Annotated in this window: 20 protein-coding genes; 7 read left to right on the top strand and 13 right to left on the bottom strand. The window is 64.6% G+C overall.

Annotation, left to right across the window (positions count from 1 at the left end; translation table 11 throughout):
- Positions 1-18 precede the first annotated feature (18 nt).
- From ACVWZ4_RS16285 to hemH, 4 genes are all read right to left on the bottom strand, one after another.
- Positions 19-462 (bottom strand): NfeD family protein, encoded by a 444-nt coding sequence (locus tag ACVWZ4_RS16285; protein ID WP_456740736.1) that lies wholly within the window; start codon positions 460-462, stop codon positions 19-21.
- 55 nt (positions 463-517) lie between these two features.
- Positions 518-1,522: an SPFH domain-containing protein gene (locus tag ACVWZ4_RS16280; protein ID WP_456699792.1), complete on the bottom strand. Its 1,005-nt coding sequence runs from the start codon at positions 1,520-1,522 to the stop codon at positions 518-520.
- Positions 1,523-1,731: 209 nt separating this feature from the next.
- A complete protein-coding gene (locus ACVWZ4_RS16275) occupies positions 1,732-2,700 on the bottom strand; it encodes an ABC transporter substrate-binding protein (RefSeq protein ID WP_456740735.1) in 969 nt (322 codons plus the stop codon).
- A gap of 22 nt (positions 2,701-2,722) precedes the next feature.
- Positions 2,723-3,763 carry a ferrochelatase gene (gene hemH, locus ACVWZ4_RS16270; RefSeq protein ID WP_456740734.1) on the bottom strand — a complete coding sequence of 347 codons (1,041 nt, stop codon included), beginning with the start codon at positions 3,761-3,763 and terminating at the stop codon, positions 2,723-2,725.
- An 81-nt stretch (positions 3,764-3,844) separates the two neighbouring features.
- On the opposite strand from hemH, the gene ACVWZ4_RS16265 reads away from it, so the two are divergent.
- Entirely contained in the window at positions 3,845-4,243 is a 399-nt protein-coding gene (locus ACVWZ4_RS16265) for an MAPEG family protein (RefSeq protein ID WP_456740733.1), read from the top strand.
- A 38-nt stretch (positions 4,244-4,281) separates the two neighbouring features.
- Here the strand turns inward: ACVWZ4_RS16265 and ACVWZ4_RS16260 are convergent, their stop codons facing one another.
- Genes ACVWZ4_RS16260 through ACVWZ4_RS16250 form a run of 3 tightly spaced genes read right to left on the bottom strand, consistent with a single transcriptional unit; the run spans position 4,282 to position 8,080 of the window.
- The gene (locus ACVWZ4_RS16260; RefSeq protein WP_456737179.1) at positions 4,282-5,367 is read right to left on the bottom strand and encodes a nickel/cobalt transporter; all 1,086 of its coding nucleotides are present in this window, start codon (positions 5,365-5,367) and stop codon (positions 4,282-4,284) included.
- Complete coding sequence (locus ACVWZ4_RS16255) at positions 5,364-6,002, bottom strand: DUF1007 family protein (RefSeq protein ID WP_456705091.1); 639 nt, start codon at positions 6,000-6,002, stop codon at positions 5,364-5,366. Before ACVWZ4_RS16255 ends, ACVWZ4_RS16260 begins: the two co-directional genes overlap by 4 nt.
- Positions 6,002-8,080, bottom strand: a complete 2,079-nt coding sequence (locus tag ACVWZ4_RS16250; protein ID WP_456740732.1) for a M3 family metallopeptidase — start codon at positions 8,078-8,080, stop codon at positions 6,002-6,004. Before ACVWZ4_RS16250 ends, ACVWZ4_RS16255 begins: the two co-directional genes overlap by 1 nt.
- Before the next feature lie 135 nt (positions 8,081-8,215).
- Between ACVWZ4_RS16250 and ACVWZ4_RS16245 the strand changes: the two genes are divergently transcribed.
- Positions 8,216-8,470 (top strand): hypothetical protein, encoded by a 255-nt coding sequence (locus ACVWZ4_RS16245; protein WP_092235256.1) that lies wholly within the window; start codon positions 8,216-8,218, stop codon positions 8,468-8,470.
- Between the two features lie 486 nt (positions 8,471-8,956).
- Here ACVWZ4_RS16245 and ACVWZ4_RS16240 read toward each other — a convergent pair whose 3' ends face one another.
- On the bottom strand, positions 8,957-9,145 hold the full coding sequence (locus tag ACVWZ4_RS16240; RefSeq protein WP_177243507.1) for a hypothetical protein: 189 nt from the start codon (positions 9,143-9,145) through the stop codon (positions 8,957-8,959).
- Here ACVWZ4_RS16240 and ACVWZ4_RS16235 point away from each other — a divergent pair.
- The 5 genes from ACVWZ4_RS16235 to ACVWZ4_RS16215 all read left to right on the top strand — a co-directional run bounded on the left by ACVWZ4_RS16235 (position 9,144) and on the right by ACVWZ4_RS16215 (position 14,740).
- Positions 9,144-10,286, top strand: a complete 1,143-nt coding sequence (locus ACVWZ4_RS16235; RefSeq protein WP_456740731.1) for a type III PLP-dependent enzyme — start codon at positions 9,144-9,146, stop codon at positions 10,284-10,286. The two genes, ACVWZ4_RS16240 and ACVWZ4_RS16235, sit on opposite strands and share 2 nt — an antisense overlap.
- A 123-nt stretch (positions 10,287-10,409) precedes the next feature.
- The gene (locus tag ACVWZ4_RS16230; RefSeq protein WP_456740730.1) at positions 10,410-10,997 is read left to right on the top strand and encodes a GNAT family N-acetyltransferase; all 588 of its coding nucleotides are present in this window, start codon (positions 10,410-10,412) and stop codon (positions 10,995-10,997) included.
- Between the two features lie 137 nt (positions 10,998-11,134).
- Positions 11,135-11,524 (top strand): RidA family protein, encoded by a 390-nt coding sequence (locus tag ACVWZ4_RS16225; RefSeq protein ID WP_456699799.1) that lies wholly within the window; start codon positions 11,135-11,137, stop codon positions 11,522-11,524.
- A 64-nt stretch (positions 11,525-11,588) separates the two neighbouring features.
- Positions 11,589-13,031, top strand: coding sequence for a homospermidine synthase (locus ACVWZ4_RS16220; RefSeq protein ID WP_456740729.1), 1,443 nt, complete (start codon positions 11,589-11,591; stop codon positions 13,029-13,031).
- A gap of 101 nt (positions 13,032-13,132) precedes the next feature.
- Complete coding sequence (locus ACVWZ4_RS16215; protein WP_456740728.1) at positions 13,133-14,740, top strand: argininosuccinate lyase; 1,608 nt, start codon at positions 13,133-13,135, stop codon at positions 14,738-14,740.
- Positions 14,741-14,777: 37 nt separating this feature from the next.
- Here the strand turns inward: ACVWZ4_RS16215 and ACVWZ4_RS16210 are convergent, their stop codons facing one another.
- From ACVWZ4_RS16210 to ACVWZ4_RS16190, 5 genes are all read right to left on the bottom strand, one after another.
- Positions 14,778-15,518 carry an acetoacetate decarboxylase gene (locus ACVWZ4_RS16210; protein ID WP_456737176.1) on the bottom strand — a complete coding sequence of 247 codons (741 nt, stop codon included), beginning with the start codon at positions 15,516-15,518 and terminating at the stop codon, positions 14,778-14,780.
- A gap of 114 nt (positions 15,519-15,632) precedes the next feature.
- The gene (locus ACVWZ4_RS16205; protein ID WP_456705092.1) at positions 15,633-15,971 is read right to left on the bottom strand and encodes a hypothetical protein; all 339 of its coding nucleotides are present in this window, start codon (positions 15,969-15,971) and stop codon (positions 15,633-15,635) included.
- 100 nt (positions 15,972-16,071) lie between these two features.
- Entirely contained in the window at positions 16,072-16,788 is a 717-nt protein-coding gene (locus ACVWZ4_RS16200) for an MgtC/SapB family protein (protein ID WP_456699803.1), read from the bottom strand.
- A gap of 30 nt (positions 16,789-16,818) precedes the next feature.
- A complete protein-coding gene (locus tag ACVWZ4_RS16195; protein WP_456699804.1) occupies positions 16,819-17,838 on the bottom strand; it encodes a WD40 repeat domain-containing protein in 1,020 nt (339 codons plus the stop codon).
- Entirely contained in the window at positions 17,838-18,884 is a 1,047-nt protein-coding gene (locus tag ACVWZ4_RS16190) for a CobW family GTP-binding protein (protein ID WP_456737175.1), read from the bottom strand. Before ACVWZ4_RS16190 ends, ACVWZ4_RS16195 begins: the two co-directional genes overlap by 1 nt.
- Between the last annotated feature and the right edge of the window lie 4 nt (positions 18,885-18,888).

Raw genomic sequence — 18,888 nt, 5'->3', positions numbered from 1 at the left:
CTTACCCTCCCCTGGGGCTCACGCCGCAGCGACCGTCAAATTCGCACCATCCACCTGCACCACCTTCACCCGCGTCCCCGCCGGCGTATCCGGGCCGGCCACACGCCATACCGTGTCGCCGATACGGACAGTGCCGTTGCCGTCGATGATCGGCTTCTCCAGCGTGAACTCGCGCCCCAACAGTGCCTCGGTGCGCTTGTTGAGGAAGGGGCTGGCGCTGCCATCAGGCTTCGGCCGGGCGAGCCGGCGCCACGCCGGCACGGCGGCGGCGGCGAACACCGCGAACATCACGAGCTGGATCTGCCAGGAGATGACTGTAACGAACGAGATCAGACCCACCAGCAACGCGGCAAGCCCGAGCCAGAACAGGAACACGCCCGGCGCGATCACTTCGAGCGCCATCAGGATGAAGCCGAAGATCAGCCAGTTCCAGTTGCCGAGCGATACGAACATGTCGGCCATGACACGACCTCTTTGTATTGGCGCATGACCTTAGCGGAAAATCATGCGCCGTTCCTTACCCTTGCCGCGGCGGGACCGAGGGCGGCGTCGAGCCGGTCGGCGGCACCGAGCTGGTGCGGCGCGCGGCGGCCGCTGCGGATGCCGCGCTTTCGCCGAAGGTTGCCTTGGCAATCTCGCCGATGCCGGCGAGCGAGCCGAGCATGCTGGTCGCCTCCATCGGCAGCATGATGATCTTCTGGTTCGGCGCCTCCGCGAACTGGCCGAACGCCTTGATATACTTGTCGGCGATAAAATAGTTCAGCGCGGCCACGTCGCCCTTGGCGATGGCTTCCGACACCGCCTGCGTCGCCTTGGCCTCGGCCTCAGCCAGACGCTCACGGGCCTCGGCGTCGCGGAAGGCAGCTTCGCGGCGGCCTTCGGCCTGGAGGATCTGCCCCTGCTTGGCGCCCTCGGCGCGCAGGATCTCGGACTGGCGCTGGCCTTCCGCGGCCAGAATGTCGGCGCGCTTCACGCGCTCGGCCTTCATCTGCCGGCCCATGGCTTCGACGAGGTCAGCCGGCGGCACGATGTCCTTGATCTCGATGCGGTTGACCTTGACGCCCCAGGGCGAGACCGCGGCGTCGACGACGCGCAGCAGGCGCTCGTTGATCTCGTCGCGATGCGAAAGCACCTGGTCGAGATCCATCGATCCCATCACGGATCGGATGTTTGTCATGGTCAGCACCGTGATCGCTTGCGTCAGATTGGCGACCTCGTAGCTCGCCTTGGCGGCATCGAACACCTGGAAGAAGGCGACGCCGTCGACCGTCACGGTGGCGTTGTCCTTGGTGATGACCTCCTGCTCGGGGATGTCGATCACCTGCTCCATCATGTTGATCTTGCGACCCACGCGATCGAAATAGGGCACGATCAAGTTAAGGCCCGGGCTCAGCGTCTGCGTGTATTTGCCGAACCGCTCGATGGTCCAGTCATAGCCCTGCGGGACCGTCTTCACGCCGGCAATCAGCGTGATGATGACGAGCAACACAAGAACAATCGCGAAAATGTCGAAGCCGCTCATATCTCCTCCAAGGCGGGAAAAAGGCCTCTCCCGCGCTGTCATTGGTCGGGATCAGGACCCTATCGGTTCAGCGGTCGCTTTTCACGTCGGCATTCTCGCCATTGCGCACAAGACGTGCTGAGAGGGGACGGTCACGATTATGTATTTACGAAGAGCCCTTGAAAGCGAGAAGGCGCAGACCTAGCGGCAAACGTTAACGATTTGCGACGCTACTCGATGACGTCGTTCGCGATGGCGAGCAGGCCTGGGGGAAGCGCGACGCCGATCGCCTTGGCCGTCTTGAGGTTGATTGCGAGCTCGAACTTGGTCGGGTTCTGGATCGGGAGGTCCGCAGGCTGCGCACCCTTCAGGATGCGATCGACGTAGCCGGCGGCCCGCCGCAACTGCTCGGCACTGTCGGTGCTGTAGGACATCAGCCCGCCTTCATCGACAAAGGCCCGGATGCAGAACACGGCCGGCAGACGCGCCTGCTCAATCGCCGCCAGCAACTGCGCGCGGTTCGACATGGCGAAGAAGTCCGGCAGCACCAGGAAACCGCCGTCCTTGCGCGACGCCAGCGCGGCGATAGAAGCGACATCATGCACGCGCGCCGGCTCGATCGTCACGTGCAGTGTTCGCCCGGCCTCCTCGAGCGTGCGCAGCATCAGCGGTGCGAACGGCGCGGTTGCCGGATTGTAGACGACGAAGACGCGGGACACCTTTGGCGTGACCTGCGTCAGCATCTCCAGCCATTTGCCGGCCAGCGGCCCGTCGTAATCGGTGAAGCCGGTGATGTTGCCGCCGGGATGGGCCAGGTTCTGGACAAAGCCCTGGCCGACCGGATCGGTGACCACCGCAAACACGATCGGGATCGTCGTGGTGCGCCGGCGCAGCTCTTCGACCGAGGGCGTGCCGAGCGCGAGCAGGATGTCGGGCTTGAGCGCGATCAGCTCGTCGGCAAGCTGCGCGAGGTGGGCCCGATCACCGGCGCCGCTGCGCCAGTCGATTTTGACATTGTCTCGATCCTTCCAGCCAAGGGAGGCAAGCGCCTCGGCGAGCCGCGGCCGGCCGATCACATCGTCAGCAGCAGTGACCGACAGCACCCCCAGGCGGCGCGGCGGAGCCGGCTGCTGCGCCCGTGCCCGGGGCGCCAGCGCGGCGATCGTCCCAAGAAGCGCCAGACACTCGCGGCGGTTCATGGGCGCCTCAAATCCAGACATCTCAGATCCAGCCTTGCAACTCCCGCAGCACGAGCGTGCGGATCACGTCCATGCCGGGAGCACTGTCGTTGAGGCAGGGGATCGCGGAAAACTGCTCGCCGCCATTGTGCCGGAAGATCTCGGCGTTCTCCTGCGCGATCTCCTCCAGTGTCTCAAGACAATCGGCGGAAAAGCCCGGCGTCACCACCGCAATCCGGCGCACGCCTTCTTTCGCCAGCCGCTCCATCGTCTTGTCGGTGTAGGGCTGCAGCCATTCATCATTGCCGAAGCGCGACTGGAATGTGAGCAGCAGGTTTGTGTCGTCCATGCCGAGCCGGCGGCGCAGTGCGTGCGTAGTGGCGATGCAGTGGCTCTGATAGGGATCGCCCTTGTCGACATAGGATTTCGGCATGCCGTGAAAGGAGGCGACGATCAGCTCGGGCTTGAATGGCAGGGTCGCGAGATGGGTCTCGATCGAGGTTGCGAGCGCCTCGATGTAGGCCTCGTCCTCGTAATATGGCGGCGTCACGCGCAGTGTCGGCTGGTTGCGCAGGCGGGCCAGCACGCGGAACACCTCGTCGCAGACGGTCGCCGAAGTCGAGGCGGAATATTGCGGATAAAGCGGAACCGCGAGAATGCGTTCGCAGCCCTTCGCGATCAGCGCATCGATGCCCGCCTCGATCGAGGGATTGCCGTAGCGCATCGCCCAGTCCACCACGACATGCGGGCTAGCAGACAATGCGGCGGCGAGCTTGTCGGCTTGCGACCGCGTGATGGTCTTCAGCGGCGACTCATTGCGCTCGTTGTTCCATATCTTCCGGTAATCGAGCGCCTTGGTGCGCGGGCGGCTGCGCAGGATGATGGCGTTGAGCACCAATTGCCAGATCAGGCCCTGGTCCTCGATGACGCGGGGGTCCGACAGGAATTCCTTGAGGTAGACCCGCACACCAGGCGCATCGGCGGTGTCGGGCGTCCCGAGATTGACCAGCAGCACGCCCACGCGCGATGGGGCCGACTGTGTTGCCGGTTTCGCTGAAACGATGGGGGCGGCGATGGTCGTCATGACCTTTGGGTCGCGCGTTGGTCCGAACTTGTCAAGATGAGCCGGGTTTGGCTAGGGTCGCTTCCAGGCGGGGGAGGAACGATGACGCTCGCGGAATGGTGCGTGCTCGGAGCGCTGCTGCTCTATCTCTTGACGATCGTCTCGATCAAATGGATCAGGTTTCGCGGCTTCGACAATTCCCGGCCGCGCGATGCCGCCTTCTATCAGGACGCCATCGCGCAGCGCGCGCTCGGCGCGCACCAGAACGGGATCGAGACCTTTCCGTTCTTCGCCTTCGCCATCCTGCTCGCCGAATACAGGAACTCGCCGCAGCGCCTGGTCGACGAGCTCGCGGTGCTGTTCCTGATCGTGCGGGTCGCCTACGTCCTGACCTATCTCGGCAACCGGCCGGCGCTGCGCTCCATCCTGTGGAGCATCGGCTTTGCGATCAATCTCGCGATCTTCTTCATGCCGATGTTGAAGCGGCTGCTGCCGGTGTGAGCTCTTACCCTCCCCTGGAGGGCGAGGGTAAGAGGACCTCAAAAGCACGTCGTCCGCTCGGCCGCGATGTAGCCGAACAACAGCCCCGCGCCGAACAGCAGCACGAGAGCCGCCGCGCCGAGTTCGACACCGCGCATCAAAAGCGCGCCGCCGCCGTCACGCCCCGCGCTCAGGCGGCCGGCGACGTCCTTGGCCGAGACGGCCATCACCGCGATGACCGCCACAGTGATCGCGGTGCCCAAGCCCATCAGGAAGGTCGCGGCAATGCCGGCCCAGAACAGGCCCTGGGCGAGCGCGAACACCAGCACCAGGATCGCACCCGAGCAGGGACGGATCCCGACGGTCAGGATCGCGGCAAAGCCGCGCCGCCAGCCACCGGGGCCCGCGAGCTCGCTCGGAGTCGGGCCATGAGAATGGCCGCAATGCTCGTCGTGAACGTGGTCATGCCCGTGGTGATGATGGGCGTGTGCGGGATCGTGACCATGATCGTGGTGATGATGGTCGTGGTGATCATGATGGTCATGCGGCACGCCCGCCAAGGCGGGCACCGGCTGCGCCACCTGCAGTGCGCGGAGGAAGGTGCGGCCCTTGACCCAGACCAGCCGCAGGCCGAACAGCGCGATCAGGGCATAGCTTGCGATTTCGATCGCGCCCTCCGCCTTGCACATGGTCTTGGCGGTGGCGTTCAGGATCCAGGCCGAGATGCCGACGATCGAGATCGCCGCAAGCGACTGCATCAGCGCGGAGGCAAACGACAGCGCGATGCCGCGCCGCGCGGTCTCGCGGTTGGCAACGAGATAGGAGGCGATCACCGCCTTGCCGTGGCCGGGGCCGGCGGCATGGAAGATGCCGTAGGCAAAGGAGATGAAGAGCAGCGTCCACACCGCCGAGCCGTCGGACTTGGCCGCCCGGATGGTCGACGACATCTGGCGATAGAATTCCGACTGCTTTGCCAGCAGCCAGCCGATGAGACCACCGGCTTCGGGCTGCGGCGCCTGCTTCGGCGCGCCGAACGGATTTTGCGCAAGGACATCGTGGAGCGCGGCGTCGGCCATGCCGGCGACGAGGAGAATAGCGGCGCAGGCAAGGAGCCCACGCCCGAACGGCGAGAGATGCGGCTTCAAGGGCAATCCACCGTGATCTTGTTGGCGAACATCATGCCGAAATTGGCATTCGGCCCATCCAGAAAGGTCTGCTCGTTGAGCTTCTGCGCGGTCGCGGAACCGTCACTGGGACGATCGAGCTTCATCTGGCAGCCGGCGGGTGCGCCGACCAGCTTGACCGGATTGTCCCTGGCCATCTGAAAGTCGATGAAGAAGGAGCGGTCGAACACTTCGAGCACCAGCTGCCTGGACTTCACCGGGTTCTTGAGCGGCAGCGTGAAATGCAGGGTCAGCACCGTGTCCTTGTAGTCGAGGTAATAGTCGACCGGGTCGTTGAAGCGCTCCTTCTTGCCATCCGCTTTCGCGAAGGTGAAGTAGGCATATTCCTTCAGCGACTCGACATTGGTCTGCGCCAGCGGCCCGAGCTCCTCGCGGGTATAGGCCCCCTTGGTCTTGCTCTCGAGCCCCTGCACTGCATAGGCGGAGAACATGTCGTCAAAGGTCCAGGCGTGGCGAACGCCGGTGATGCTGCCATCCTCGGCGTAGAGCAGCTCGCTCGTCGCGGTGATCCAGACATGCGGATGTGCGCTCGCCGAGCCTGCTGCAAGCGACAGGCCGACAGCGAGCAGCCATCCCAGCAAGACGCGCATGCCGATCAGGCCGCCTTTTCGTCGAGCAGCCCGCGGCGGCGGAGCAGCGCGTCGGGCTCGGGCGGGCGGCCGCGGAAAGCCTCGTAGGCGGCTTCCGGGTCGACCGATCCGCCGCTCGAATAGATGTCGTCATGCAGGCGTTTTGCCACCTCAGGATCGAAGATGTTGCCGGCTTCCTCGAAGGCGCCGAAGGCGTCGGCGTCCATCACCTCCGACCACATGTAGCTGTAATAGCCGGCCGCATAGTGATCGCCGGAGAAGATGTGGCCGAACTGGGTCGGCCGGTGCCGCATCGAGATTTCCTCGGGCATCCCGATCTTCTCGAGCTCACGTTTCTCGAAGGCGCGGACGTCCTGCGCGGCAGAGGCCGGCTGGGAATGGAACTCGAGATCGAGCAGCGCCGAGGAGACGAACTCGACAGTGGCAAAGCCCTGGTTGAATTTTCGCGCGGCAAGGAACCGTTGCAGCAGATCGTCAGGCAGCGGCTCGCCGGTCTGGTAGTGGCGGGCGAATTGCTGCAGCACCTCGGGCCGCTCCTGCCAGTGCTCGTAGAGCTGGGAGGGCAGCTCGACGAAGTCGGTGAAGACAGAGGTGCCCGACAGCGACGGATAGGTCACGTTGGACAGCATGCCGTGCAGGCCGTGGCCGAATTCATGGAACAGGGTGCGGGCATCGTCGGGCGACAGCAGCGAAGGCTCGCTGCCCGTGCCCTTGGCAAAGTTGCAGACATTGATGATGAGCGGGGCGATCTCGCCGTCGAGCTTCTGCTGGTCGCGCAGCGATGTCATCCAGGCGCCGGAGCGTTTGGACGGCCGGGCGTAATAGTCGCCGTAGAACAGCGCCTTGTGCTTGCCGTCAGGACCCTTCACCTCCCAGACCCGTACATCAGGGTGCCAGACCGACACATCCTTGCGCTCGGCGAAGGTGATGCCGAACAGGCGGCTGGCGCAGTCGAAGGCAGCGGCGATCATCTGATCGAGCGTCAGATACGGCTTGATCGCGGCGTCGTCGAAGTTGGCGCGTTGGAGGCGAAGTTTTTCGGCGTAGTAACGCCAATCCCAGGGCGCGAGCTTGAAATTGCCGCCCTCCTCCGTGATCAGCGCCTGCATCTCGTCGCGGTCGGCGAGCGCACGGGCCCGGGCCGGCTTCCAGACCCGCTCCAGGAGGCCACGAACCGCATCCGGCGTCTTCGCCATGGAGTCCTCGAGCCGGTAGGCGGCGAAGGTCGGATAGCCCAGCAGCTGGGCGCTCTCCTCGCGCAGCTTCAGGATCTCGCCGATGGCCGTGTTGTTGTCGTTGGCATTGCCGTTGTCCCCGCGCGCGATGAAGGCCTTGTAGACCTTCTCGCGCAGATCGCGGCGGGCCGAGCTCTTCAGGAACGGCTCGGCGGAGGAGCGCGACAGCGTCACGATGGCCTTGCCTGCCATGCCGCGGTCTTCTGCCGCAGCCTTGGCGGCGACGACAAAACTCTCCGGCAGGCCCTGCCGGTCGGCCTCCCCAAGCTCCATGAACCAGTCCTGCTCGTCGCCGAGCAGGTGATGGCTGAAGCCGGTCGCGAGCTGGGCCAGCTGCTCGTTGATCTCGGCCATCCGCGTCTTGGCCTCGTCGGACAGGCCGGCGCCGGCGCGGTGGAAGCGGGTGTAGGTGCGCTCCAGAAGACGGAGCTGCTCCGGTGTCAGGCCAAGATCGGCGCGGTTTTCGTGCAGCTGGGCGATGCGGCCAAACAGCACGGCGTTCATCATGATGGGATTCCAGTGCCGCGCCATCCGCACGGAGACCTCCTTGTCGATGTCCAGGATGGCCGGATTGGAATGCGCCGAGACCAGGTCGTAGAACACCGCCGCAACCTTGTTGAGCAGCTTGCCGGAGCGCTCCAGCGCCGTGATGGTGTTGGCGAAGTCGGGCGTGGCCGGATCATTGGTGATCGCCGCGACCTCGGCGGCGTGATCGGCGAAGGCCTGCTCGAAGGCCGGCAGGAAGTGCTCCGGCGAGATCTCGTCGAAGGGCGGGGTCCCAAACGGCGTCACCCAGGCCTTGAGCAGCGGATTGGTCTCGGAGTCCGTAATTTGGTGGAGGTCTGACATCGCAAGTCCGATTTTTGAGGCAATTTGTTGGGCGCAGCTATAGCACGCGATAGGGCTTTTTTGGGCCATTTGGCCTTGCTCCCGCCGGCCTTTTCGGAGAGATTGCGGCCCTCGAAGCCACGGACCCCAACGCCCATGAACGCGCCCTCCTCGTCTTCCCGTCAGATCGTCTGGCCGAGCGTCATCACCGTCGTCAGCGCCGCGATCCTGATCGGCGCCGAGGTGTTCGGCGCGGCCTTTGCCGGCGGCTGGGCGCTCGCGGTTCTGCTCGGACTCGGCGACCAGGCCGCGCACATCCTTCAGGCCGTGCTGTTCGCACTCGGCGTGCTGGTCATGACCGCGTTCGTCCGCGCGGCTCAGCGCGTCGAGCCGTTCTTCAAGCGCGGCTGAGGCGTCTCGCGCGCGCGAGACATACGCACGACACAGAAAACTTAACGCGCGTTCATCTTCCGCTTCGCTCGCGCAACACTGCGCAAGCAGATGTTAGGCAATTCTGTTCTCAGCCTAAAAAAATTCTTGCGAAGCAGAGTCAAAACGCTTATGTGCGCTCTTGCCCAATTTCGCACGTGCCTGTGGTCGTGTGTCAGTCGGTAGGTATCCGGACAAGAGGCCGGACAGCCGCCAAGGGGTGAAGAAGCCGAGGGGCTCTTCGGAAGTGCGGAAGTCGCGAGACCGAAAGGTCAGACGACGAAGCAAACCCGGAGCGTCCAGCATCTCTCTCAAGGGATGCCTTGTCGAAGGTGACTTCACTCTTTGCAACCGTGACTGGCAGCCGGAGGCGAACCGGCGCACCCCGCTCTCAACGGGGGACGCGACTTAAAGCAACGACGGATCGGGCTTTTTTGGTCTCTACCGGCATTCCACCGCCGGCGCGGGCTACTGAAAAGGCTTGTCCTTCATTGCCAGGTGAGCGGGCGGGAAACTCTCCCAACCAATCCACGGCAGCACAGTCTGGTTTGAGTCTTTTGGCTTCAGCGCGCCTCCATCGCGCGATGTGGCCGGAGCGCTCTTATCCGACGTCACGTTGATACGGACCCCGTCGCTGGGGCCGCCGGAGAGTGCCATGACCGAACGTATCCAGGAATTCCTGCGCAACCGCCGCAAGGAAGGTCTCGACACCGAGCCGTGCCTCGTCGTCGACCTCGAGGTCGTGCGCGACAATTACCTGACCTTCGCCAAGGCGCTGCCCGACAGCCGCGTGTTCTACGCGGTCAAGGCGAACCCGGCACCGGAAGTGCTGTCGTTGCTCGCTTCCATGGGCTCCTGCTTCGACACCGCGACGGTCGCCGAGATCGAGATGGCGCTGGCCGCCGGTGCGACGCCCGACCGCATCTCCTTCGGCAACACGATCAAGAAGGAGCGCGACATCGCGCGCGCCTTCGCGCTCGGCATCCGGCTGTTCGCGGTCGACTGCACCGCCGAGGTCGAGAAGGTCGCCCGTGCCGCTCCCGGCGCGAAGGTGTTCTGCCGCATCCTCTATGATTGCGCCGGCGCCGAGTGGCCGCTGTCGCGCAAGTTCGGCTGCGACCCGGAAATGGCCGTCGAGGTGCTCGACGCCGCCAAGCGCCTGGGCCTGGAACCGTGCGGCATCTCGTTCCATGTCGGCTCGCAGCAGCGCAAGGTGAAGGCGTGGGATCGTGCGCTGGCGATGGCCTCGCAGGTGTTCCGCGACTGCGCCGAGCGCGGCATCAACCTGACCATGGTCAACATGGGCGGCGGTTTCCCGACCAAGTACCTGAAGGACGTGCCGCCGGTCGTGACCTACGGCCGCTCGATCTTCCGCGCGCTGCGCAAGCACTTCGGCAACCAGATTCCGGAGACCATCATCGAGCCGGGCCGCGGCATGGTGGGCAACGCCGGCATCATCGAATCCGAGGTCGTGCTCATCTCGAAGAAGAGCGACGAGGACGAGGTGCGCTGGGTGTACCTGGACATCGGCAAGTTCGGCGGTCTCGCCGAGACCATGGACGAGTCGATCCGCTACGCCATCCGCACCCCGCATGACGGCGCGGACATGACCCCGTGCGTGCTCGCAGGTCCGACCTGCGACAGCGCCGACGTGCTGTACGAGAAGACCCCGTATCCGCTCCCTGTTACGCTCGAGATCGGCGACAAGCTGCTGATCGAAGGCACCGGGGCCTATACGTCGACCTACTCGGCGGTGGCGTTCAACGGCATCCCGCCGCTGAAGACCTACCACATCTAAGCAGCCTCTCTTCTTCCGAGGCTATCAGGGAGCCGGCTTGCCGGCTCCTCACCCGACATTGCCATTCTGACGACGCTTGAGACCGCACGCCTTCGTGCGGATTCAAGCGGGGACTGACGCGCCATGACTGCTTTTCGGAAGCCACAGATCGCCCTCACTTCGCATGCCGTTCCGTTCGTGATCCGCGCGGAACGTGCGTCCGACGTCGCGATGCGTGAAGCGCTGCTCGATGTCTGTTTTGGCGAGAATCGCCATGACCGCACCTGCCAGCGCCTGCGCGACGGACGTGCGCCTGCCGCAGGCCTTGCCCTGTCGGCGATGCGCGAGGGGAAGCTCGTGGGAACCGTGCGGCTGTGGCACGTCAGCGCCGGCGGCAGGCCCGCTCTGGTCCTCGGACCACTGGCGGTGGACCCTGCCTGCCGCGAGCTCGGGATCGGCGCCGCGCTGATGTATCAAGCGCTGGCCGCCGCCCGGGCGCGCGGGCATCAAGCCGTGATCCTGCTCGGCGATGCGCCCTACTACGCCCGCTTCGGCTTCTCGGCCGAGAAGACCGGCGGACTGATGCTGCCCGGCCCGTTCGAGAGCGACCGCCTGCTGGCGATCGAATTCCAGATCGGTGCGCTGGATGGCGCCGCGGGGATGATCGTCCCGACCGGCGCGGCCCTGCCCAAACGGAGGGTAGTTCGCCCCCTCCAGGCGCACGCGGCGTAAGGGATCGCCATGATGGAGACGACCGAAGCCGTGCTCCGCGGCAACGCGCCGCCGCGCCTGCGCCGAGCAGGGGTTGCGTGAGCCCCGGAAACGCCCTTTAACCCCACGAAATTCCCCCTTCAGTCGAGGCCGAACCCATGTCCCGTCGCCTGATTTCCACCGGCTCCCCGTTTGAGAAGACCGCCGGCTACAGCCGCGCTGTGGTCGACGGCGAGTTCTGCTTCGTCGCCGGAACCACCGGCTATGACTACGCGACGATGACGATGCCTGACGATGTCACGAGCCAGTCACGCAACTGCTTCAAGACCATCGAAGCGGCCCTGAAGGAGGGCGGTTTCGAGATGGCCGACATCGTCCGTGCGACCTACTACCTCACAGATGCCAAGGACGCGGATGCGCATTTTGCTGTATGTGGCGAGGTCCTCGGCGAGATCCGTCCGGCCGCCACGCTGCTCGTCGTCTCGGCCCTTCTCAAGCCCGAGATGAAGGTCGAGATCGAAGTCACCGCCAAGCGCCGCAGCATCTAACAAGCGCCGCAGCGCCTGATTCACCCAGCAATCGTCCGCCAGCACGTTCCGGAGAAACCATCCCATGACCCCTCCCTCGCAGATCTACGCGAAGATCACCGGTCCCATCGTCATGGTCGGCTTCGGCTCCATCGGCAAAGGCACCTTGCCGCTGATCGAGCGCCATCTCGATTACGACAAGTCGCGCGTCACCGTGATCGATCCCAGGGACGAGGGCCGCAAGGCGCATTGCGAGAAGCAGAATGTGCGCTTCATCCAGAAGGCCGTGACCAGGGAGAATTACCGGGAATTGCTGACCCCGCTGCTCACCGAAGGCGGCGGCCAGGGCTTTTGCGTCAATCTTTCTGTCGACACCGGCTCGACCGACATCATGGAGCTCTGCAACGAGCTCGGCGCGCTCTATATCGATACGGTCAACGAGCCCTGGCTCGGCTTCTATTTCGATTCGACCAAGGGCCCGGAAGCGCGCTCCAACTACGCGCTGCGGGAAGTGACGCTGGCCGCCAAGAAGGCGCGCCCGGCAGGCTCGACGACAGCCGTGTCCTGCTGCGGCGCCAATCCCGGCATGGTCTCGTTTTTCGTCAAGCAGGCGCTGCTCAACGTCGCCGCCGATCTGAAGCTCAATGCGCCCCGGCCCAAGACCAAGGCCGAATGGGCCGATCTGATGCGGCAGGCCGGCATCAAGGGCATCCACATCGCCGAACGCGACACCCAGCGCTCCAAGACGCCGAAGGAGCCCGACGTCTTCGTCAACACCTGGTCGGTGGAAGGCTTCCTCTCGGAAGGCGTGCAGCCGTCCGAGCTCGGCTGGGGCACCCATGAGAAATGGATGCCCGAGAATGCGCGGACCCACGAAGCCGGCTGCGGCGCGGCGATCTATCTGATGCAGCCCGGCGCCAACACGCGCGTGCGCACCTGGTGCCCGACCCGCGGGGCGCAGTACGGCTTCCTCGTCACCCACAACGAATCGATCTCGATCGCCGATTACTTCACGGTGCGTGATGCCTCGGGCAAGGCGATCTACCGGCCGACCTGTCACTATGCCTATCACCCGGCCGACGATGCCGTGCTGTCGCTGCACGAGATGTTCGGCCGCGCCGCCAAGATGCAGGAGAAGCACCACATCTTGGATGAAAACGAGATCGTCGACGGCATCGACGAGCTCGGCGTGCTGCTGTTCGGCCACGAGAACAATGCCTATTGGTACGGCTCGCAGCTCTCGATCGAAGAGACCCGCGCACTTGCGCCGTATCAGAACGCCACCGGCCTGCAGGTGACCTCCGCCGTGCTCGGCGGCATGGTGTGGGCGCTGGAGAACCCGAACGAAGGCATCGTCGAAGCCGACGAGATGGATTTCGACCGCCTGCTGGAAATCCAGCTGCCATACCTCGGCCCGGTGAAAGGCTTCTACACCGATTGGACGCCGCTGACGGATCGTCCGGGACTGTTCCCGGAGGATATCGACACCAGCGATCCCTGGCAGTTCAAGAATATCCTGGTGCGCTGACAGGCGCACCTGCCCGGGCCGCAATGAGCGGGAGGCTCATAGCCTTCCGCCGGCCGGGGTGCTAACCAACCGCCCGGTCGCACGGCAACCGGGAGGTCCGCATGAAGCATATCGCCTGCATCGCCGGAGGCGTCAGCCTCCTGATCGCGTCTCACGCATGGGCCGCGGACACCGGTCAGTTGCCCTGCAAGACCACGCAGGAATGCAACGAAAACGCGGCCAAGATCGGCGCCAACGCTTCCAGGGACGCGCAGCCCTCGACCAGCAAATCGGACGCCGCCGAGGACCAGTTCTACTGGCTCAACAAGATCAACAAGGCCTCCACCGTGATGCTGGTGGAGGAAGGCATCTTCCCGAAAAAGACCGGCCAGCTGATCGCCGCCGGCGTGGACTACACGATCCGCCAGGCGCGTGAGCCCGACGGCAAGCGCCCCAGCGACGTCCTTCAGATCGAGAAGATCATGACCGACAAGGTCGGCGAGGAAGCCTCCGTCATCCATGCCGGGCGCAGCCGTCAGGACATGTACGCGACCTTTCGCGCGGCCAAATTGCGCAACCAGACGCTGGATTTTGCCGAGGCCTTGCTGGGATTGCGTGCCAAGCTGCTCGGCAAGGCGGCCGACAATCTCGATGCGTTGATGCCCGGCTACACCAACGGGGTGCAGGCGGTGCCGATCACCTATGGTCATTACCTGCTGGCCTATGAGGAATCGTTCGAGCGCGACCAGCAGCGCGTCAGCGAGGCCTATCGCCGGCTCAACCTCAGCCCGATGGGCGTCGGCGTCATGTCCGGCTCGATCTGGCCGCTGAACCGCACGCGTCTCGCCGAGCTGCTCGGGTTTGACGGCGTCGTCGAGAATTCGATGGATGCCAACCAGGTGATCCCGTTCGACAACCAGCTCGAAGCCACCGCGATCGCCAATTCGGCCGCCATCCGAATCGGCGCGATGATGCAGGATCTGCATACCCAATACGCCGAGATACGACCGTGGCTATTGCTGCAGGAGGGCTCGACCTACACCAGCAGCTCGATGCCGCAGAAGCGCAATCCGGGTCTGATCATGCAGGCGAGGATCGCGGCTTCAGATGTGGTGGGGCTGTCGGCGGCGGTGTCGATCCGCGCGCACAACGTCATGTCGGGCATGGTCGATTCCAAGTCCCAGTCCGAGGACATCGGCCTGTTCCCGCGTGCCGTCAACATGGTCACCGCCACCGACCGGGTGTTGGACGCGATCGTGGTCAACAAGGCCCGCGCCAGGGAGGAGCTGGAGAGCGACTGGACCTCGACCATGAACCTCGCCGAGCTGCTGTTGCAGGCGCACCAGATCCCGTTCCGCGTCGGCCATGGCTTTGCATCGCAAATGGTCAGCTATGCACGGCCGCTGGATCTCACGCCCAAGACCATCCCCTTCAACGAAGTGACCGACCTCTTCGCCAGGACGCTTGCCAAATTCAACATGCCGGCGAGACCCTTCCCGATGAGCGAGGCCGAGTTCAGGGAAGCGATGTCACCGGAATGGATCGTGACGCATACCAAGGGCGTCGGCGGTCCCCAGCCGGAGGAGACTGCACGCATGCTCAAGGCGGCCCAGCAGCGCCTCGATGCGGACAGGCTCTGGCTTGCCGCCCAGCGCGACAAGCTCGCGAAGGCCGATAGCGCGCTCGATCAGGCGTTTGCGGCACTCCTGCCCAACGACGCGGCGCATTAGGACCGGGGCGCGTCATGCCGCGCCCCGCCCTCTCACGTCATCTCGCCATGTAATCGAACGCAACGCTGCCGAGCCCGAGCGTCAGGTCCGCTTTGAAGTGCAGCGCCGACAGCACCTCGCGCACCGGCAGCCGAGCGACATCGCAGAGCGCGTGAGGAAACAGGCCGAGCGCACCGGGTCCGGTCCAGGCTTCCTTCAAGGTGATGTCCTCGAGGTGGAAGCGCACCAGCTCGCAGATCCGGGGGCTGCCGTCGACATGCGGGATGATCTTCAGGATGAAGTTCGGTGCCTTCATCGGCTGGAGCACCCCGTCAAGATCGACCTTGCGGTGCTTGTAGCCCATGGTCGCGGAGGCACAGAGCACCGAACCATAATGCAGCGAGCCGACCAGCACGTCGCTCTCGACCTCGATCTTCGGCCGCGCCAGCTTCTTCGGAAAGCCCCACAGCTCGCGGCCACCGGCGATCGGGCCTTCGTCGTCGAGATACATCGCGTGGGTGTAGGCGCCGAGCTCGCCCTTGAAGCGGACCGGGATCACCTGCCCGGTCTCGGTGTAGTCGCCGAAGCCGGTCGAGTCGGGCATGCGGATGAATTCGTATTTCACCACCGGCTCCGCCACCTCGAGCGGCTCGGGCACGATGGCGGCAAGGGCTTCTGGATCGGTCCTGTAGGTGATGATGAAATATTCGCGGTTGAAAAAGCGATATGGCCCCGGCGGGAATGACGGGTTCGTGAGCGGCATCGAATAAGCGTTACGGCGAACGTCCTCGATCTTCATGGAAGCCCCATCTGTCGTTGGTTCGACGGATTATGGAGCGGCCCGCGCGCCATGGCGAGGTCATTGGCTGGGCATCAGACGTCACATGCGCGTCAAATTGCGCGACCGTCGAGCCTATTTCTTCTCGAGCGGTGGCGCGATTTTCTCGGCCGGAGCCGGCGGCAATGCCGGTTTGGCAGCACCCGCCGCGCCTTGCGTCTGCGGATCGGGACGCGCCGGCTGGGGAGCCGGCGTGGTCGGACGTTCGCCGCCTGGCTTTGCCTCGGCGGGCGTCTTGTCCTGATCGGTGGATGGCGTGCCCTGCAGCGGCTGCGTCGCCTGCGCCAGCTCCATCCGGTTTTCGGCGCGGATTTGCGCCAGCGACATCACCGAAACGACGACGCCCGCTACGAACAGCGTGCAGGCGATCGTCAGGTCGAGCTTCAGGTTTCGCTTGTCATTCTGGCCGGGCATATCGATCACCGCCTTCATCTGCGGGATCAACGAATTTCCGGGACTGGGGTTCCGCCCCCTGCATGACTGGAACCGTGGGCTCGTGCGCCAGAAGGGCAGGCTATTCCGTGGTGCTGACTTCCCAGGTGGCGTGGCTCACGCCGGGCAGGTGCTGGAGATCGGTCGCGACCGCGTTCAGCTCGTTCGGATCGACCGCAGTTGCCACCAGCTTGGCGACAATCTCCAGAATGTCGTCGCCAATCTCGGCGACGTCGACGTCGGCCACCGGATACTTCGCGGCCTCGAGCTTGTCGACGAGACGGTCGCGCATGTCAGGCAGCGCGTCGGCCGCGACGGCGAGCTTGAAGTAATAGGTCGCCTCCAACGCCTTCTCGTTCAGCGGAATGCGGTTGATTGCGTTGACCAGCGGGCGCAGCATGGTGTTGCCGGCAATGACGAATACGGTGAGCGCCGCCGCCTGCGCCACCATGTCGGCGCCGGCGCATGATCCCACGGCCGCCGAAGCCCACAGCGTCGCCGCCGTGTTCAGGCCACGCACGTCCATGCCCTGCTTCATGATGACGCCGGCACCGAGAAAGCCGATACCGGAGACGACATAGGCGATCACCCGCACAGCACCATCAGCGCCGTCCAGATGCATGGCGAGATCGACGAAGGCTGCGGCACCCACCGCGACCAACACGTTGGTGCGCAGGCCGGCGGTGCGTTGCCTGTATTGCCGCTCGGCGCCGATCAGCGTGCCCAGCACGAACGCCGTAAACAGGCTGACCAGCGTGTCGGCGAAATCAGCGAGCTGGAAGGTCGTGAGAAATCGCATGGTGCCCTATACGACCGGAGCCATGACAGATCAAAGCTCCAGCAGGCCGCCGTCCCCATTTTCGTCGGCGAAGGCGAGTTGCGTGCCCTTGGCGTTCCAGGCGAGCCCGGCCACCGGCGGCGTGCCGTTGCGGCGGACCAGGATCTCGGCGCCATCCTCCATTCGCACCATCAGCACCGTGCCATCGCTGTAGCCGCAGGCCAGAATGTCGTTCTTCGGATGGCAAGCGACCACCGCCACGCGTGCCTGCAGCGGCGCCAGCATCGCGGGCTCCTTGCCCATCGGGCCGTCCTTGCCGGCAAACGGCCAGATGATGACGGTGTCGGCGCCTGAGGTCGCCAACCCCTTGCCGCCCGCACTCCAGGACATCGAGCGGACCCGGCCGGGATAGCCGGTCATGCGCATGTGCCTGTTGTCGGCGAGGCGCCAGCCGTGCAGGGCGGCCTCATGCATGCTGGTGACCAGGAACTTGTTGTCGGGGCTGAAGGTGACGCCGAGATGCGAGCCGGCCCAGGGCAGGAATTCGGCCGATCCGTCCATGTTGGGAAACCACAGCGTCGCGCCGTTGTAATGCGCGATCGCGAGCCGCAAGCCCTTGGGCGCGAACGCGAGACCACCGACGGTCGAGGGCACATCGAGCGACTTTGCCTCGGCCTGGCCGCTCTTGACGGTCGCCGTCTTGCCGGCCGACCAGGCGAAGGCACCATCAGGATGCAACGCCACGGCGTCGATCCAGCGCCGCTTCGGATCGGTGGCGAGCAGCGTCACCTCGCCCTTGGTATCGACCGAGACGACCTTGCCGTCGTCGCCGCCCATCACGAGCCGCTTGCCGTCGGAGGCCGTCGAGAGAATGCCGCCGCTGTGAACGGCCACGGTGCTGATCTCGCCCTTGGCATCGACGAAGGCGACATTCTCCTCGCCGCCGACAAAAGCGGCACGATCCCCGAGGAAATGCACCGAGGTTACACCCATGCCAAGCGTGACAGGCTTGACGCGGTCGGTGACGGAGACGATCGATGCGGAATCGGGAGCGGGCGTAAACTCTTTCATCACGAGACGATGCAGCTCTCGAAGCCCGTGCGAATGAGCTCTTCCGGCAACTCGCGGCCGATGAAGACGAGGCGGCTCTCGCGGGGCTCGCCCTCCTTCCACTTCCGTTGGTGGTTACCTTCCAGCATCATGTGGACGCCCTGGAACACGTAGCGGTCGTCGTCGTCATGGAAGGCGAGGATGCCCTTGGAGCGCAGGATCTTGCCGCCTTCGACCTGCACCAGGTTCTGGAGCCAGGGCATGAAGACATTTGGATCGAGCGGCTTGTCGGTCTTGAGCGAGAGCGACTGCATGTCCTCGTCGTGATAGTGCTTCAGGCCGTGGCCGTGATCGTGATGATGGTCGTGGCCGTGATGGTGATCATGATCATGGTCGTGATCATGGTCGTCGGCCGTCAGGAAATCAGGCTCAATGTCGAGGATGCGGTCGAGATCGAACGCGCCACGATCGAGCACGTCGGCCAGCGCCACCGAGCAGCGCTCGGTGCGATGCAGTTTCGCATAGGGGTTGATGCCACGGATGCGAGCCTCGACTTCCGCAAGCTCGGGCTTGGTGACGAGATCGGTCTTGTTCAGCACGATGACGTCGGCAAACGCGATCTGGTTCTTGGCTTCGGGTGCGTCCTTCAGACGATCGGAGAGCCATTTGGCGTCGGCGACCGTGACGACCGCATCGAGCCGCGCGTTCTTCTGCACGTCCTCGTCGACGAAGAAGGTCTGGGCGACCGGCGCCGGATCGGCAAGGCCTGTGGTCTCGACGATGATGGCGTCGAACTTGCCCTTGCGCTTCATCAACCCGTCCATGATGCGGACGAGGTCGCCGCGCACGGTGCAGCAGATACAGCCATTGTTCATCTCGAACACTTCCTCATCGGCGCCGATGATGAGGTCGTTGTCGATGCCGATCTCGCCGAATTCGTTGACGATGACGGCGTATTTCTTGCCGTGGTTTTCCGACAGAATGCGGTTCAGGAGCGTGGTCTTGCCGGCACCGAGATAGCCGGTCAGGACGGTCACGGGAATTTTTGACGAGGTCGCTTCAGGCATAACA

Source organism: Bradyrhizobium sp. USDA 4472 (assembly GCF_054058595.1).
Note: the sequence above shows the minus strand (reverse complement) of the source record. Positions and strands in the feature narration are given on the sequence as shown.